The sequence below is a fragment of the Nostoc sp. genome, from assembly GCF_036917355.1.
GTDB lineage: Bacteria > Cyanobacteriota > Cyanobacteriia > Cyanobacteriales > Nostocaceae > Nostoc.
Window position 1 is genome coordinate 88,504 of sequence record NZ_JBALDP010000061.1, and the last position, 17,218, is coordinate 105,721.

The 17,218-nt window shown below is 40.4% G+C and carries 10 protein-coding genes; 1 reads left to right on the forward strand and 9 read right to left on the reverse strand.

The window, feature by feature from the left end; all coding sequences use genetic code 11:
- Positions 1-138 precede the first annotated feature (138 nt).
- The 9 genes from V7K53_RS17630 to V7K53_RS17670 form a co-directional block, all read right to left on the reverse strand.
- Positions 139-1,419 (reverse strand): calcium-binding protein, encoded by a 1,281-nt coding sequence (locus V7K53_RS17630; RefSeq protein WP_335198764.1) that lies wholly within the window; start codon positions 1,417-1,419, stop codon positions 139-141.
- A gap of 108 nt (positions 1,420-1,527) precedes the next feature.
- A complete protein-coding gene (locus V7K53_RS17635) occupies positions 1,528-1,698 on the reverse strand; it encodes a hypothetical protein (RefSeq protein ID WP_335198765.1) in 171 nt (56 codons plus the stop codon).
- Positions 1,699-1,704: 6 nt separating this feature from the next.
- Positions 1,705-2,967, reverse strand: coding sequence for a nif11-class peptide radical SAM maturase 3 (locus V7K53_RS17640; protein WP_335198766.1), 1,263 nt, complete (start codon positions 2,965-2,967; stop codon positions 1,705-1,707).
- Positions 2,968-3,034: 67 nt separating this feature from the next.
- Positions 3,035-3,499, reverse strand: a complete 465-nt coding sequence (locus tag V7K53_RS17645) for a Nif11-like leader peptide family RiPP precursor (RefSeq protein ID WP_335198767.1) — start codon at positions 3,497-3,499, stop codon at positions 3,035-3,037.
- 72 nt (positions 3,500-3,571) lie between these two features.
- Positions 3,572-6,664, reverse strand: a complete 3,093-nt coding sequence (locus V7K53_RS17650) for a tetratricopeptide repeat protein (RefSeq protein ID WP_335198768.1) — start codon at positions 6,662-6,664, stop codon at positions 3,572-3,574.
- Positions 6,665-7,204: 540 nt separating this feature from the next.
- Positions 7,205-7,465: a hypothetical protein gene (locus V7K53_RS17655; RefSeq protein WP_335198769.1), complete on the reverse strand. Its 261-nt coding sequence runs from the start codon at positions 7,463-7,465 to the stop codon at positions 7,205-7,207.
- 435 nt (positions 7,466-7,900) lie between these two features.
- Complete coding sequence (locus tag V7K53_RS17660) at positions 7,901-8,689, reverse strand: peptidylprolyl isomerase (protein WP_335198771.1); 789 nt, start codon at positions 8,687-8,689, stop codon at positions 7,901-7,903.
- Between the two features lie 181 nt (positions 8,690-8,870).
- Positions 8,871-10,418 (reverse strand): HlyD family efflux transporter periplasmic adaptor subunit, encoded by a 1,548-nt coding sequence (locus V7K53_RS17665; RefSeq protein WP_335198773.1) that lies wholly within the window; start codon positions 10,416-10,418, stop codon positions 8,871-8,873.
- A gap of 146 nt (positions 10,419-10,564) precedes the next feature.
- Complete coding sequence (locus V7K53_RS17670) at positions 10,565-13,675, reverse strand: peptidase domain-containing ABC transporter (protein ID WP_335198774.1); 3,111 nt, start codon at positions 13,673-13,675, stop codon at positions 10,565-10,567.
- A 2,254-nt stretch (positions 13,676-15,929) separates the two neighbouring features.
- On the opposite strand from V7K53_RS17670, the gene V7K53_RS17675 reads away from it, so the two are divergent.
- Positions 15,930-17,129, forward strand: coding sequence for an acyl-CoA dehydrogenase family protein (locus tag V7K53_RS17675; protein ID WP_335198775.1), 1,200 nt, complete (start codon positions 15,930-15,932; stop codon positions 17,127-17,129).
- The last annotated feature ends 89 nt before the right edge of the window (positions 17,130-17,218 follow it).

The window sequence follows — 17,218 nt, forward strand, 5'->3', positions numbered from 1 at the left end:
GTTGGCAAAACTTCTCCCAGAAAAAATATCGACATTTTCTTGTGCAATCAGATTTTTTACTCACCCGATTGTTTTGACTGAGATGCTTGTAAATCAAAGTCTGTTAGGAAATGAAACGAGGAATTAGCCTTAAGTAAATTAGATTACCGAGCTAATATCACTTGCACTCACGTTTGAAAATAGTATGCTTTGTTGAGAATTATTCAAGAGAGACAAAGAATTACCGAGAGACAAAGAATTGCCGAGAGACAAAGAATTGAAGGTGAGAAGAGCGCCATTGTTGGTATCTGTTACATTACCTTGACTTCCCCAGCCATCTAATACAAGCTTATCAACACCAACCTGGAAATCTTGAATGACATCAAAGTCTTTTTTAAGGAAGGTATCGCTACGTTTGAAAGTAAATGTGTCATTACCTTCGCCACCAACTAAGACATCATTACCACTACCACCATAGAGTGTATCATTGCCTTTACCGCCATAGAGTGTATCATTGCCATCGCCACCATTTAGCGAATCATTACCTTGGCCGGCGTCGAGGTCATCATTACCTCTGTTTCCAGATAGCTTATCATCTCCCAAGCTGGCATAAAGTTTATCCGCACCGTTGCTTCCCGTCAGATTATCCTTCCGAATCGTGCCATAGATAACATCTCTACCCAGGTTGCCGATTAAAGTATCTCCTGCCAATTCAACAGAAGTAGTATTAATTTTGACTATAGTTAGGTTGGTATTGCGATTAAAATTCCGTTCATAAGTCCCAACAGCACTACCATTGAGGAAGTCACTACCATTGTTGCCATTAATATCAGAATCTTTATCACGACTGTCGATTGTGACATTGCGACTACGACCAAATGTTAGATCCCCGATTTTATCGGAGGAGACTAATTTACCCTGGATGCCAAAATAATCTAAAACTCTGGCCCTGTTAGGATTTGTGGTATCTAATACCAAAAAAGTGGTTGTAGACTGAGCCTTGTTATATTCAACGTCAGGATTTTCAATTTCTTTAGCTGCCAATTTTAAATCTGCTAAAAAATCAAAAGAGAAGCTTTCATTACGACCAACCGCAAAACTAGCAAGTATCTTTGCTTCGCTGTTGGAAGTACCTTCAAACTGACCACTTAATCCAACGACAGTAGACTGAGTGAAAAGTGATGAAAAAGTTGGATCAAAACTTGCTTTAGCATCAGCAATTGCAGCAGTTACGCCACCTTTAACTAATGTATCTGCCTGGGTAGAAGTTAAAATGCTTGAAGCACTTTCACTATAGTTAGAAAAAGTTGCATCCCCTTCAGCGGTAGCAAAATTAGGGCTAGGATCTGGCTTAGGATCGGGCCTATTATTGAGATTAGCTCTACCATTGAAAGAAAGTAACTTTTGGGGTGTCAGTTGTAAACTTACTCTTGATGCCATAAAAAACCTGTGTTGATTTTGTTAGTTAACAAATTTGCGCGTAAAAATTTGGGGAGTAATTCTCTCCTAATTTACGAGCTTAATCTCTCGATATCCCTAACGAACCTGTCAGCTTTTATCCAGGACTTGCTTTGCTTTTAACAGCACTTTTAAATAGCCTACTTGACTATTCCAAGCTGAACGTGGAAGCAGTGGGATTTTCTCTAATTCTTGAGATGGTAATGACTTAAGGTCAGTTTTGTTCTCTGAAATTGTGTTAATTTCTGAATTTTCTGCCATAATTTATTATCTCACTAAAGAGTAATAAAATTCGGGTTCTTGTTGCCAACTTTCCGACCACTGAATGCTGTCAGCAGTAAAGTTTAATCGGTCGTTAGCTGGCAACAAAGTATCTGTAGGCTCGACAATTAGCTCAAATTCGCCATTATCAAATGGCAATCCTTGCGCCTTTACTTTGGGAACTACACGCTCTCTCATACCTTGTTTGGCATGAACAAGAGCGCGATGATGACAGTAAGGATTATTACCTCTCTTATTAAAGAAAACATGGGCTGTCCAACTGCAACCCCCACGACAAAGTTCAGCATATTCGCAGGTTTTACAGAAACCCCACAGGTGTTTTGTGCCTTCAGGTGTTCCTGCTCCTAGATTGAAGCGTAGTTCTTCTGCACCCTCGATAATATCATGCAAGGTCTGTTCTCGAATGTTACCACCTGTATAAGCAGTAGTCGGCAGTGAGGGACAACCTTTAATCGCTCCGTTAGCTTCAATTCCCAAGGTTGAGAGTCCTGCACCGCAACCTTGCCAAAATGAGAAGTCATGCTCCTTTCCCCGTCCCCGCAACAGTCGCTCATAAGGGCCGTAGTAACCAATGTTATTTCCCGCCTGAAGTTGCACACCTTCTTGGTAAGCACGACGCGCCACACGGGCAAGCATGGGGTAGATATCTAACAGTTCATGGGGTTGGAGGAGGATATCTGCGTTATCAGCTGCATTCCCCATTGGGACAGTTAGCTGAACTTGCCAAGCACGGGCACCGGCATCACGAATGCGCTCATAAATGCACGGAAACTCTGGCGCTGACAGGCGGTTAATTTGGGTGTTGCAACCAAAAGAAATACCCACTTCTCGCAGATGACTCATGGTCTTAAATGCATATTTCCAAGAGCCTTTCTTTCCCCGCAGGCGGTCATGAGTCGCTTCCAAGCCATCAATAGAAACAGAGACGGTACGAATTCCCGCTTCCTTCATTTTTTGGGCGGTTTCTAACGAAATGCCATAGCCGCCCGTAGTCATACCACATAACATTCCCGCCTCGTTGATAGCTTTGGCAATTTCCAGCCAGTCTGGACGCAGAAATGCTTCACCACCAATGAGAGTAACTTCTTTAATTCCAACTTCTGCCATCTGCTTGACGAGATCCAAAGCTTCCTCTGGGGAAAGTTCGTTGGCGCGTTCATGTCCTGCACGGGAACCACAGTGACTACAAGCTAGATTGCACTTTAAGGTAATTTCCCAAACTGCGTAGCTTTTGCGGTGATAGGTCATAGGTTAACTCTCAATCTCAACCCTCAAAATAAACTAACGCATTCTATTTCTTCATCGTTTTATCGGGTTATTGTACTTCTGTTGAACTAACAACGACTCCATATAACGCTTGTACAGGTGGATCTATTGCTTGACAAGGAAGCGGCCATGGCTTTGGAAGTGGTCTAGGAATCCATTTAATTGGTTTAATTGATGGTTGTCCAAAGTTTTCGGGAAGTGAGACTACAACATCACGTAATTTTGGCTGAGTGATTAATGGTGGCTTAATGACTGGTTGATTGATGCTTATAAACCCGCCAAATGCTCCTACTAATTCTTCTTCACTGAGATCATCAAACTGACCTCGTTCTTTTAATTCCAAGATTTTAATGGAGGCTATTTCAAATTCTTCTTGAGAAAAATTATAGCCACCTTCTTCCATGACTTTTATCACTTCCTCAATCTTATCACTCATCAATTGAGTGTAAAAAGCCTCGTCTTTGACTAGTCTGACCAGGAAGTCTTTAACTTTCTCGAAAATTGTTAATGACATAAATTTTACCCCTTGAATTTGAAAGTTTAAGTTTAGTTTGATGAAAATTGAAGATCGCGTGAAATAATCCGTTTAGCCAGAAACTTTTAGTGAGTCAACTTGTGTAAATTCTTGTTGCTGGGTTTGGTAAATCTCTCCTAATTTGATGTTGGCTTCCTGGTGTTGGGGATTGAACTCCAAAGCTTTTTGATAGCAAGCGATCGCTTCTTCTAACTCCCCTTGTGCTTGCAGTATCACCCCCAAGTTATAATTGGCTTCTACCAAATCAGGCTGTATTGCGATCGCAGTTCGATAGTAAACAACAGCAGTTTGCCAATCAGCTCCTTCTTGGTGGGCAAAGCCCATCTGATAATTCAATTCTGCATAATAGGCTTGTTTCTCTGGTGAAAGCTTCCCTTGAGCAAACAGCGCATTCGCTAAATTGATTTCTGCTTCTATGCAGTTGGGCTGAAATTCCAGAGCTTTTTGATAAGATGCGATCGCATCCTCCCACTTATCTTGCTGTTGCAAGGTGTAGCCCAAATTGTTGTAAATTGTCCCTGCATCTGGTCGCAACGCAATTGCTTTTCGGTAAGCGGCTTCAGCTTCTGGTAACTGTCCTTGGCCTTGCAGCAAATTGCCTAAACTAAACCAAATTTTCACAGAGTTAGGCTGAACTTGCGAAGCTACACTCAAATGCTTCTGAGCTTCTTGCAACTCACCTTTCTGCTGTAGCAACATCCCTAAATTGTATAATGCTTCTGAATAGTCTGGTTGTTTTTCGATCGCTTGACGATATAGCTGTTCGGCTGTGTCTAGGCGATTAGCTCGATGATCTTGAAGTGCAAGTTGAAACAGTTCAGCAACTTCTTCGGCGTTAAATTGTCTTGGTTTATTAACCAGCTGCAAAATAAAATCTTCCAGCGCTCTGACTGGCTTTAAATCGCCATATAATTTATGTTTATTTTCTGCAACTTGCTGGGAAATATATTGCCGATATTTAGAATCTTTCCCTAGACGGATGGCAATTTGGACATATTGTGATTTATTTGAAGCGATCGTCTCTTCGATACCCATCATCTGCAAAATTGCCAGAGAATGCCGCGATCGCATCAGCTCTCCTGGTAAAGTGACAACCGGAATATTATGAGCAATAGATTCGAGTGTGGAGTTACATCCAGACCAACCAATACTATCTAAGAAGATATCTGCTAAAGCTGTAGTCCCAGCAAACTTACTGTTATTGAGGAAAGGCAAAAACAAACAGCGATCTTGATAATCTAACCCGAATGCTGCAAAAGCATGGTTTAAGCGCTGGCGAAATCTTTCTGTTATTTCTTCACTTTTGCTTTTAATAAACACAAACTTAGAATTCCCTAACTCTTTAGCAATAGAAGGGAAAACATCATCATGATTAGGCAAATATTTATATAATGACTGACAACACCAGAAGAAAATATCATCGTCTTTTAAACCTATATCTGGTTTCTTAATTTCTTCGGGTGGAATTGCTAAAGGCATGTAATGAATAGATAGATTAGGTAATCTAACTAATTTTTCTGTATAATGTTCTTGAGCATTTTCTGGTTCCATTAAGTCACTGCTCAAGTAATAGTCAATTGTCGGGAGTCCACTAGTCTCAGGGTGTCCCCAAGATGTCATTTGAATTGGCGCTAATCTCAGACAACCCAGTTTGAGCGTCATTGAGTCCATCCCAAATTCTGGGAAAATCAGGATATGTAATTTATCTTTTGCGATCGCCTCACACCATTGTTCAGTTGAGCGAACACCTTGGACAAATTTATCAAAAGCCTTGGTGGCACTTATTGTTGAGTAATCTGTTTTGTCCCCGGTGTAATAACCAAATAATTCAAACTCGCTTCGATCGATATTTTCTACCCAACCTTTAATCGGTATTTTCCAATTAGAATGACTAGATAAAAACCCAGAAACAATACCAATACGAACCTTTTGATTTTTATCTAAATTTGGCAGAACAAGCGGCTGGCAATCTTGGGGATACCGACTCGACATAATCTGGAAAATCATTTCCCCATAAGTTCGCTGTAAATCTCGGTCATTTAAACCTTGATATGTCAAATAAAAAGGTTGAAATGCTCCCACAGCCTCAGATGCTTTGGCCCGTTCTTCCTGATTAGTTAATTCATAATATTTAGCTAAATCTTGCAAATACTGTTGATACTGATTTCGTCTGAATGCAATTTCATCAACATTAGAATAGATAACTGGTAGTTGGCTCATACAAGCACCAAATTTAGCCATATCATAGTTTGGTGTCAGTTTGACGGCTTGCTCAAATGCCTGGACTGCCGCTTCTATTTGGTTATCATCTCTTAATGCTGTTCCCAAGTTGGAATATATGTAATCAACATCAGGTCGAATTTTAATCGCTTTTTGATAGGATTCTATGGCGGCATCAAATTTATTTTGCGCCCTGAGAATATTTCCCAAGTTGTTATAGGTGATTGCAAAATCAGGTTGAATGCTTAAAGTTTTTTCGTAAACTTCTATTGCTTCTGCAAATTTCCCTTTTTCCTGGAAAAGATACCCTAAGTTGTGATAGGCGTAATGATAGTCTGGTTTAATTTTTAGTGCTTGTTGGTAAGAATCGATGGCATCATTGAATCGCCCTTGTTTTTGGAGTACCTCTCCTAAATTAGTATGAGATGATACCAAATCTGGCTGCAATGCAATAGCTTGGCGATAATATAATTCTGCTATCTTGAAATCGCCTGCCTGTTGCCTAGCTAAAGCAAACTGCTCATTCAACTCTGCGTAGTGGATTTGTTCTTCTGGTGACAGCTTACCTTGAATGTGAAGAATATTACTGATATTAATTTGTACTTCTATGCTGTCAGGGAGAATTTCTAATGCTTTTTCATAACAGGCGATCGCTTCTTCTAGTTTACCCTGCTGTTGCAGAGTAAATCCTAAGCTGTTATGTATTGCCCCTACTTCTGGCTGTAATTGCAAGGCTGCTTGAAAAAATTGTTCTGCATTTTGATATTGTTCCCGTTGCTGCGCCAGCAGACCTAATCCATATAATGCCTCTGACTGCTGGGGATCTAAGTCTATAATTTGACGATAAATCTCTTCGGCTTGGGTGAAGCGCTTAGTTTGGTGATATTGACTTGCGAGTTGGAGAGCATCAGGAATTGTGGTCACGTCGCTTTGCTCCAAATTCAAAATTAACAATCCCCATAAATAAACTCAGGAGCTTATATCCTTTTATTTATGGGCTATAATTTATACAATCTTGTTTATTTAATACGTCTTTTGTTCCTATATCTGCAAGGAACTCAAGCTTTTGAAACTTATAACTGATATCGATTGATATCATGTATGCTTGATTACTTCCTAAACTTAATTAACAGGAATTTTACTCTTCTCTACTTTTTGGGGGTCTACGAGAAGCTTAAGGCTACGGTAAAATCTTCCTCTTATGACTATTAGCCCAGAGTTTTAATTCAGGGCGGGCAAGCAACACAAACTGCAAACTGGGTTGAGGATTAAATGTTGTAAGTTGTAAAATTTTATTGCGGAAACAGTTATTTAAGACCAAAGAATGTATTTTGGGTAAAAGCCGAAGGCTCAAATGAGCAAAGAGCCTTCGGCGATTTATCAATATACTAAGCTTTCGAGCCTAACTCTACTTGCAGAAGTTAATACTTTTTGTGAGTAGAGTTTAATTATTACTACTTGTTACTACTTGTAACCTGAAGTAGCAGCATAGCTTGATGACGAAGCAGTAGCACTATTAGGAGTGACGGTGGCGTTAGTATAGGTTACGGCTACGTTGTTGAGGCCGCCAGTTGCTGAAGCATCTGCATCAGCTTGTGCAACGCTGCTGAATTTTACAGGGGGCTTGGGCTTCTTGATTATGATGATAATTGGCTTCTTACCAGAAGTACCACCAATAATTTCTTCAGAGGTATTTTCCAAGTAGTTCAGATCAGAAATGATCATTTGAGTTCTCCTAAATTTTGTAACTGTTGTTGGGAATATGTCTAACCAACTTGTTTCGTTTGGCTATACATCTAATATACTTTATTCCTCATAAAAGTCAATGCTTTTTTGAAGAATTTATGATTAAAAAAACTAATGTATTTATGTTTGAAAATCATTATATATAGTCCTAATTGAAGTTAGAAAAAACTGCATGATAAATTTAAGCAGAAATGATAATTAATTGCTGCCCAGCAAGAGTTGTAGCGATTTAATTTAGTTTTTAAATAAAGCAAAAGCAGCACTTTGTAGATATATTCACAAAACACTAAAAAAGAAAGGCTATTAAGTTTTAAAGCAAATAAAACCTGTATCTGCAACATTTTTGAAGACTAGAGAAATCTATCCTAAGTTAGGGTAGATACTTAGCGACAAAAACATTTGAAAACTCCTACATTATTTAGTCTTGGTGTATAACATATCTATTAATTCCTCTTGTGAACCGTCTGAGTCTATTTGAGTAACTATTTTCATCGTGGTGATTTGTTGCTTTAACCAATCAGAAAAGGATTCTGTAATGATTTTTTGGCGTAACTGTTCATCTAATTGGGGTTGAATGACTTCTTCCACCCAAATTAAATACACTCCCTTGGGAGTAGTTATCGGTTTGAGAGCTTCTGGTGGTGTAGCAGCAAAGACAGCGGCTGCAATCTCTGGACGAAAATCTTTGCGGTATCGGAGTCCTTTGTATCCATAAGCACGACGGGCTTCTGGTTCTGAGATATATAGACGAGCAATATCTGGAAAATTGATTTCGCCTTCTTCTAGAGCGTAAAAAAGCTCTAAAGCCAAGTCTCGATCCTCGAAGACAACTTCGTAGGTAACGGCGGCGATATAATCTAGCTGATGTTCGTAAAAATGCTTTTCCAGTTGATTGGAAAATAGATGATTCGCTAACTTCCGCGAAAGGATGTTGTTGTAGGCTAATTCTTCAAACTGATCCACAGAGAGGTGGTGTTTTTCTAGCCATGACCAGGTGTCTTTAGCTTTGACAAGCTTCTTGGCGAACCTTAAGTTATCTCCTTCTTGCTGTAATTCTTCTGGCGTGACTGTAATTCCTGCCGCTTGAGCAGCTTCGGCAATAATACTTTGCGATGCGATCGCTTCCACAACAGCAGGTATCTGACAGGAGAGTTTCAGACTGTGAATGATATCTGAGGTGGAAATTGTCAGATTGTGGGGCATAACACTATATCTCCAATAATTAAGCGGGATTGGGCATCCCTTCGGCTTCTCTACGTTCGCGCAGCGTGTCGCAGACAGACAGCTTGCTTCCCCGCAGGGGTACGCTCAGGGCAAGTAAGCACAAGGCATTGATTATTCCTCCAATCTCCCTTGTCCTATTTCCTGATTCCGATACCTTTAACTACATCTCCAAACCGCCCTTTTTCAGTTTTTTGAACGGATCTAGAACAAAATCAATTACTCGCCGTTGACGAATGATGACTTCAGCATTTGCTGTCTGACCCGCACCTAATGGAATACGTTTGTTGCCATTTTGGACATACTGCTGGTCTAAAGTGATTTCTAATTCATAGGTTTCGATGTTGCCTTGGGGTGTTTGGCTAACTTTCGAGTCAGGCGAGATCCAAGTAACTTTTCCTGGCACGATGCCATACTCTTGGAAAGGATAGGCATCAAACTTGACTTTTACTGGCATTCCTAACTTCAAGAAACCGCTATCCTGATTAGGCATACTTGCTCTGAGTACGAAGTCTGTTTTCGTAGGTGCAATTTGGGCAATCCTTTGACCGACTTGTACCACCGCTCCTGGTTTAGTGGTGGGTAATTCAAAAATCACCCCATTAATCGGCGATCGCACCACTCGCTGCTGAATTTGTACTCTTATAGATGTAAGCTGACTTTTAGTCTGAGCGATTTCTGATTGCGTTGCTGTTATTTGTGACTGTATGTCTTTTAGCTGTTCCTGATTTTTCATTACAGCTAGTTGTCCGGCTTGCGTGGCACTTTTATAACTACTTTGTTCTTCTTGCAGTCGGAGTTTTGCTTGTTTGATATCAGACTCTAACGTTTTGATAGTTACTTGATAATTATTTACCTCTTGGGCTAAACGCAATTCGGCTTGTTTAATATCTGATAGAGACTTGTTATAAACTCGTTGGCTTTCTTGCTCTTGTTTTTTGCTTTCCTCTAATTGGATTTCAGCAACTACCTTCTTGTCAACAAGTTGGCTATAACGTTCAGTTTGCTTAGAATTTATACTCAAAAGTTTTTTAGCCGATTCCCAATCGTCACGACTAGTGGAAATTTGCTCCTCTGCTTGTTTAACTAATGATTGCTTTTCTAACTTTTGCAGGTTATAGCTACTCAGTTTGGCATCCAAGTTTTGCTGCACCTGGTTGAGTTGAGCCAATTTTTCTAATTCTTGGGATTTATTTTGTTGTTCTAAAAGACTCGTTGACATTAAGAGTTGATTTTTCAGCAGTTCCAGTTGGGATTGCCGATTTTGTAGCCCTTGCAATTTGCTCTGGACTTGTTGGAGTTCGGTTTGTAGCAACTCAGAATCCAGTTCCAGTAAAACCTGGCCGGCTCTAACTGTATCTCCTTCTTTGACTGTAACTGCTTTGACACTTCCAGCAGCTTGAGCGTCTAATTTTTGAGTTGCACCTTTAGGTTCCATACGCCCTCTGGCGCTACCAGTTTCATCTACTTTCGAGAGAGTTGCCCAAGGCAAGAATAGACCAGCAAAGCCGATGAGCGCATACAACAAACCACGAGTCCAAATTTGAGGTAAGGCATCAAGTAGTTTTTCTGTACCGTAGTACAAATCTTGACTTTCATTTTCTGCCTCTGTCTGCTCGTCAAACTCTACCGATTCCTCTTGCTGTTTGTAACCTTGATATTTATCTTGCTCATCTGGGGGAAGTGGGGAGGATCTATTGGGATGTGGCATGGCTTTTTTTCCGATAACAGTAGATGGGGAGTGAGGGAGAAATCAATTCAAAATTCAAAACTTGTACTGAGCTGGTCGAAGTATTTAAAATTCAAAATTGTTCGCGCAGAGTCTCGTAGATAATAAAAAGACTGCCCAATGCCCCATCAACTAACTTGAGACATCTGTTGTTGATTCAGGTAGTAATAATGACCTTTTTTAGCGATTAATTCGTCGTGGGTACCGCTTTCTACCAAAATACCTTGATCTAAAACCAGGATTAAGTCCGCGTTGCGGACTGTAGAGAGACGATGGGCAATAATTACACTTGTGCGTCCTTTAAGAATTGTTTTGAGGTTGTTTTGAATAATCCGTTCTGATTCTGAATCTAGGTGACTAGTGGCTTCATCAAACAGTAATAACCGAGGATTTCCGAGCAAAGCACGAGCAATAGCTAGGCGTTGGCGCTGTCCACCAGAAAGCATTCCGCCGCTTTCACCAATTTCTGATTCGTAACCTATCGGTAATTTTTGAATAAATTCATCGGCTCCAGCATATTTTGCTGCTTGGATAATTTCTTCTGAAGAAGCATTTGGATTAGCGATCGCAATGTTTTCGCGAACAGTCCCACCAAACAGAAAAGTATCTTGGTCTACAACGCCGATTTGGGAACGGAGCGATCGCATAGATACACTGGTGATATCGTTACCATCAATGAGGATTTTGCCATCTGTCGGTGGGTATAAACCTAAAATCAATTTACTGAGAGTTGTTTTTCCAGAACCGCTGCGCCCTACGACTGCAACCATCTGTTCCGGTTTAATTTCAAAGTTGAGATTTTCTAATACGTTAGTGTCGCTTTCTGAGTGATAACGAAAGGTAACATTTTGAAAACAAATGTTACCGCGGAGTTTACCCAACGACTTGCGGGGTTTAGTTTCTAAATCTTCTTCTGGTTCCGCCTCCAACACATCATTAATGCGTTCAGTGGAAATCACGATTTCCTGTAATTCATTCCACAGTAAAGCCAGTCGCTGGAAAGGACTCAAGACGTTACCCACCAACATATTGAAAGCAACTAATTGTCCAATAGTTAGTTCGTTATTAATTACCTGGGTTGCTCCATACCACAGCAATGAAGTATTTACAAAGGTGTGGATGACGCCACTGATAATTTGCAAGCGATTGTCAATTATTTGAGCATTAAAATCTTTTTTGATTAAATCATTTAGCAGTTCCTCCCAACGCCAACGCACTGTCTGTTCAATTGCTAATGAACGGACGGTACGAATTCCGCTTAGGGATTCGATGAGATAGCTTTGTTCTTTGGTAGCTGCATTAAAAATATCTCTGGAGATGCGGCGCAAAATACTTGTGCTGGCCAGCGCCAAGATAAAAAATGGCGGTACAGTACACAGCACGAATAATGCCATCCGCCAGCTATAGGAGAACATCAAAGCCAGATAAACCACTAATGTCAGCATATCCAACACAATCGAGAGTGTCTGACCAGTCAGGAAGTGCTGAATTTTCTGGTTTTCTTGGATGCGCGAGATTATATCCCCAACGAAACGAGACTCGAAATAAGCAAGGGGCAAACGGAAGGTATGTTTGATGAAGCCTACGAGTAAGGCGATACTAATGCGGTTAGCAGTGTGAAATAAGAGATATTGCCGTACACCGTTGACAGCAACACCAAACAACCCAAAAACAATCATTCCCAAACCAATGGCGTTTAAGGTTGGAACACTGCGTTGCACAAGTACTCTGTCGAGCAACAACTGGGTAAATACTGGCGTTACTAACCCAAATAATTGAATTACTATCGAAGCTATGAAAATTTCTAGCAGTGTTCGATAGTGAGGTTTGACTAACTCAAAAAATTTCCAGAAGCTTCTACTTTCGTCTTTAGCACTTTTTAGTAGAGCTGTCGGTTGCAGTAACAATGCATAACCAGTCCAACCTGCTTGAAATTCAGCTTTTGTCAGACTGCGTTGACCAAGAGCTGGGTCACATACAATCACCCGCTTTTTGGTGATTTCATAGACAACAATAAAGTGTTTGCCTTCCCAGTGAGCAATTGCAGGTAAAGGTTGTTCTGCTAATTTATCAAGAGTAGCTTTTACTGGACGGGTGGCAAAACCCAAGTATTCTGCTGTTGCTGCCATTGCCTTTAGGGATGCACCGTTGCGAGTGACATTGGTCATATCGCGTAGGCGATTGATACTAAAATGTTTGCCCCAATAGTTACCAATCATCACCAAGCAAGCAGAGCCACAATCAGCTGCACTTTGTTGGGCATAGAAGGGATAGCTCTTGGTAATCCGCTTCCACCAATGCCCCACTTGTACTTTCGGACTGGGAAAGTAAAAACGTGATTTTTTTGTTGGCTGTTGTTGTGACTGCTTCTCTTTTTGGGGAAAAGGAATAATTTTAGATTTTGGAGATGGGAAAGTTTTTTCTCTAGTACCCAATCCCCTGCGATGTACTGAGCCGGTCGTTGTGTCCTCAGTCTCCAATTCCGTCCCGCTGACACTCATGGCAAAAGCCCACTCCCCTAACTCCGGGAAGTATTCTAGTGCTGTTTGCATCTGGTCGTTTTTTAGAATGTAAGCAATCGTTGGTTGCGTTGTTTCCCAATCTTCTTGTTTTGGTTGAGCAAAGATTGTACCTGGTGTCAAAGAATGGCCTTCAGAATGCCGCAGTTGACCTTTGTACAATAGCCACAACTGTGAATCTTGGGATATTTGTGGACTTACAGAGCCAGTGTCTAACTGGTGTCGCTCAAACAAAGATAAGGCTTTGAGCATTCCTGAAACTTGTGATGTATGGCGTGGGAATTGTGATACTTGGCGACATAACAACAACAAATCCCAAAGTTCTGCACGGGCAAATAGGCGATCGCGAATGTTAGGATACTTGTCTATCAACCTTTGCAATGCTTCTTGCCTGAAATAGCCAAGTTTTAAGCTTGTGGAAGCTCTAGCTACATAAGGACTAAAGTTAGCTTCGGGAAACAAGGTCAATTCACCAAAAACAGACCATGCACCAAAGGTAGTAATTAAATTTTCAGAGCTATCTAATAGTCGGACTTTACCTGTAAGAATAATGTATATACCAGGATTCGTCTGTGCAGATTCCCAGAATTGCTTTGCTGATGGTGGCTCGACAATCTCCATTTCTGCCAAGAAGTTCTCTAATTCTTTTTCTGAAAGTTTTGTACCCAAGGTATACAAAATTCTTTCACCCACATGTTGCTCAGAAAGCACTGGTGGCATTTTCTAATCTCCACAAAAAAATTTACTTATCAGTCGGAATCCAATTCAAAACTTTATTAAAAATATTATTTAATCCCGTATTTTCACCGAGGAAACTCTAAGCTTTATTAAAGTAGAGTTTAGAGAGAAGCAGTACGCTAGGAAAGCATGTGTCTTTTACATACAAGGTATTTTTATTGAGTGGGCAATCTACTTGTTGCAGCGAGTTATTGATGTGGCAATAACTAGTGTAAATGCCAAAATATTGAGCTAGAGCTTTATTTATCGGCATTTAGCTTCAAAAGCAACTAACTGCATTGACAGACTCCGCACAAATATGGATTGCTCATTTTTGCAATCAGCAGTAGTTGTAGGTGATGATTAAGAGGAATTATTTTCGCAATATAATTTGCTGTATGCAGCAATAGCCATACAAAGTATTTCATTTCTCAATCACAAACTCTCGAAGTTTTTTCTAGTCCAGGACAATGTTATGGCTGAAAGTTAGCTTTCATACTCTTAAAAAAGACCTGACTCGGAAGAATTTTTAAAAGAATGTTTTCAGACATTCCTAACTTTTTAACAGCCTTGTCTTGACTTAAATGGTGTGACATAATTGTAGTTAGAAATTGCATTGAGTCGTAAATTATGTGAAAACGTAATTCATTAGCAGTTGTGTGATCGAAGCCTGACAGCAAAAAAAACACAACTACAAATCTGATTAACGTTGTAGTGTTAATCAGAAATCTACACAATGTGCAATTAGCTCCCAGCGTATTCCCTAGTGCTTTGGCGAGTCTAGGGGATAGTCTCTGGGATAGCTTCATCCTTATCGTGCAACCTGGAACAAAAGAGGATTTTGAGTAGGCTACAAGAAACAGAAGACTATAAAAACTATAAAGCTATAAAAGCACATCGTAATTTTTGTTTAAGTAGTATTTTACCAATTAAGCAAAACTCCACTTAAACAAATATTGCTTAAGTTTGCTTGGAGATTCCAGAATGGATCTTTTTCCAGCACTGCTTAGTATCTTTTAGGGAGCATCTAGCAAGTTATTTAACGTTTGTATTATACCTCCTATAGTGTAACAAATGCAAGTGACTAAAAGAGACTTGCGAACATCATCATATTTACATATAAACATGATATTTACATAATTAGCTTACACTCCTTAGCACTTAAATTTAGATATTTTAGTAGTTTCTTAATGTAAATTTTCTGACAAGTCACCTAATAGATGATTTTTAACAAAAAAAATATATTTCACAACCATTTATACATTAAATCTTTAAATAGCTAGGCTGCATAACATGATGGTAGCTATAACGGCGACTATTGTTTGCTTAAAGGTGATATTTAAGTTGTTTAAATTAGCTGTGAGGTAAAACACATTAATGTTGTGATCGGGCACACACACTAGTTAACTACGGCAATCTTAGCATTTTTCCTATCAAGGACATAGCAGCAATACATATTGCAGCCTGATAGAATTGGAGAAATAAGCATCATGTTTAAATGAGCCTATAGTTCAAAAAATGACAATAAATCGCAAATTCGTCTTTTAAAACCTAAGATTGCGATGCGATCGAGTCAAGTAGTAAATGGATAAATTGAATGGTGGTTATAGAGTTAGTGCCCTGACGAAATTGTGACACCATAGATTTGGTTAAATATAGGAAATGATCCATAGGGTTCTCACTCAGATCGGGTACATCCTCAAAGTTAAAAAATTTATATATGAAGTCTAGTTATACCTCAGTAGCAGAGGAACCGCAATAAAAACAACCAATATCACCTTGGTTGCGATCGCCAATGCTGTTGCTGTATATTTACCACTTGGAAAATCTACTTGACGAGAAAATCATCCCTCTGTTATGTAAGGATCTTTATATTACTCTCAACAGAGAATATTTAAACGCTTGTTTCTCCGTGCTTGGTTCCAAATGCGGAGATTTAATTTAAATGACGATTCGCTTAAAAGACCAGCAGGAAATTCAGTTCCTAAGTTGTGGGGCGATCGCTGAATTTTCTACTTGGCTTGTTCTATGAAAGGAGTTTGTGTCATACTTACAAAAACCACTAATTACTAAATATCGGTCGATTTTAAGTAGTATTTTCACGAGCGCTAGAAGTAATACAGTCTGGGTAATGAGGATTGGAAATTGAGGGGAGACTGCCGTCATGCGAAAAATTGATGTTCCTGCAAACTTGAGATGCTTCCATATTGAAAAACATCTCTGATTTAGTAGTACAGTGAATTACGAAGGAGTATTTATGTCACAGTTGGAGCAAGCAGTGCCAGACACCTTTGTAGCCCAAGGCTTAGAAACTCTCCCCAATATTTTCGACCGAGTTGAGGCTCTGTCCAAAGATTTTGCCACCCGTGCAGGGGCACACGATAGAGATGCTTCCTTTCCTTTCGAGAATTTTACAGCTTTGCATGAGGCAGGATTGCTCAACCTCACCATTCCGTGTGAATTCGGTGGCCAGGATTTGGGTTGGGCAACTATCTGTCGGGTGATTGAAGGGATAGCACGTGGCGATGCTTCAACCGCATTAGTACTGACAATGCACTATCTTCAACATGCTCATGCAGCCCGTAGCCGTCGCTGGCATCCAGAAGTATATAAGCGGCTGTGTCGTGAATCAATTGAAGGCATCGCCCTACTGAATGCTGCCCGTGTTGAACCAGAGCTAGGAACGCCAGCGAGAGGCGGATTGCCAGCGACAATTGCCGAACGAACAGCAGAGGGTTGGCGTTTAACAGGACATAAGCAATACACCACGGGCAGTCCTATCCTCAGCTATTTTGTTGTTTGGGCACGGACAACTGAAGATGAACCACAAGTTGGGAATTTTCTAGTTCCGCGCGATCTGCCTGGTTTGCGAATTGTCGAAACCTGGGATCACTTGGGGATGAGAGCTACAGGCAGCCATGACCTCATTTTAGAGAATGTATTAATTCCTTCAGAGTATGCTCTAAATATCAACCCCATATCTGCTGCGCCATCTTTTGATCCACTGATTTCCACTTGGGGCAGTTTGACAGTGAGTGCCCTATATCTCGGTGTTGCTAGTAGTGCGCGAGACTGGCTTGTTAAATATCTTTGGGAGCGATCGCCTTCTAATCTCCAAGAGCCACTGGCAACTCTGCCACGCTTCCAAACTGCCGTGGGTGAGATGGAAGCACTGCTGTTTGCTAATAATAGATTGATTTATAGTTTGGCTCAGGATATTGACAAGGGCAAATATGAGCCTAACGTAGGATTACAGGCACAGGCTGTTAAATACCTTACGACAACAAACTCAATTCGCGCTGTAGAGATTGCCTTAGAACTAACTGGTAATCCTGGTTTATTAAAGAGAAATCCTTTAGAGCGACACTACCGTGATGTTTTGTGCAGCCGTATACATACGCCGCAAAATGATGTTATTTGCCAATCTTTAGGAAAGTCGGTGCTGAAAATCAAGTGATTGGAGAGCAGGAGAGCAGGGGAGAAGTTGCAGTAAGTTTTATCTCCTCTGCTCTTCTGCCCCTGCGCACCTCTGCCTCTTGTTCCCAA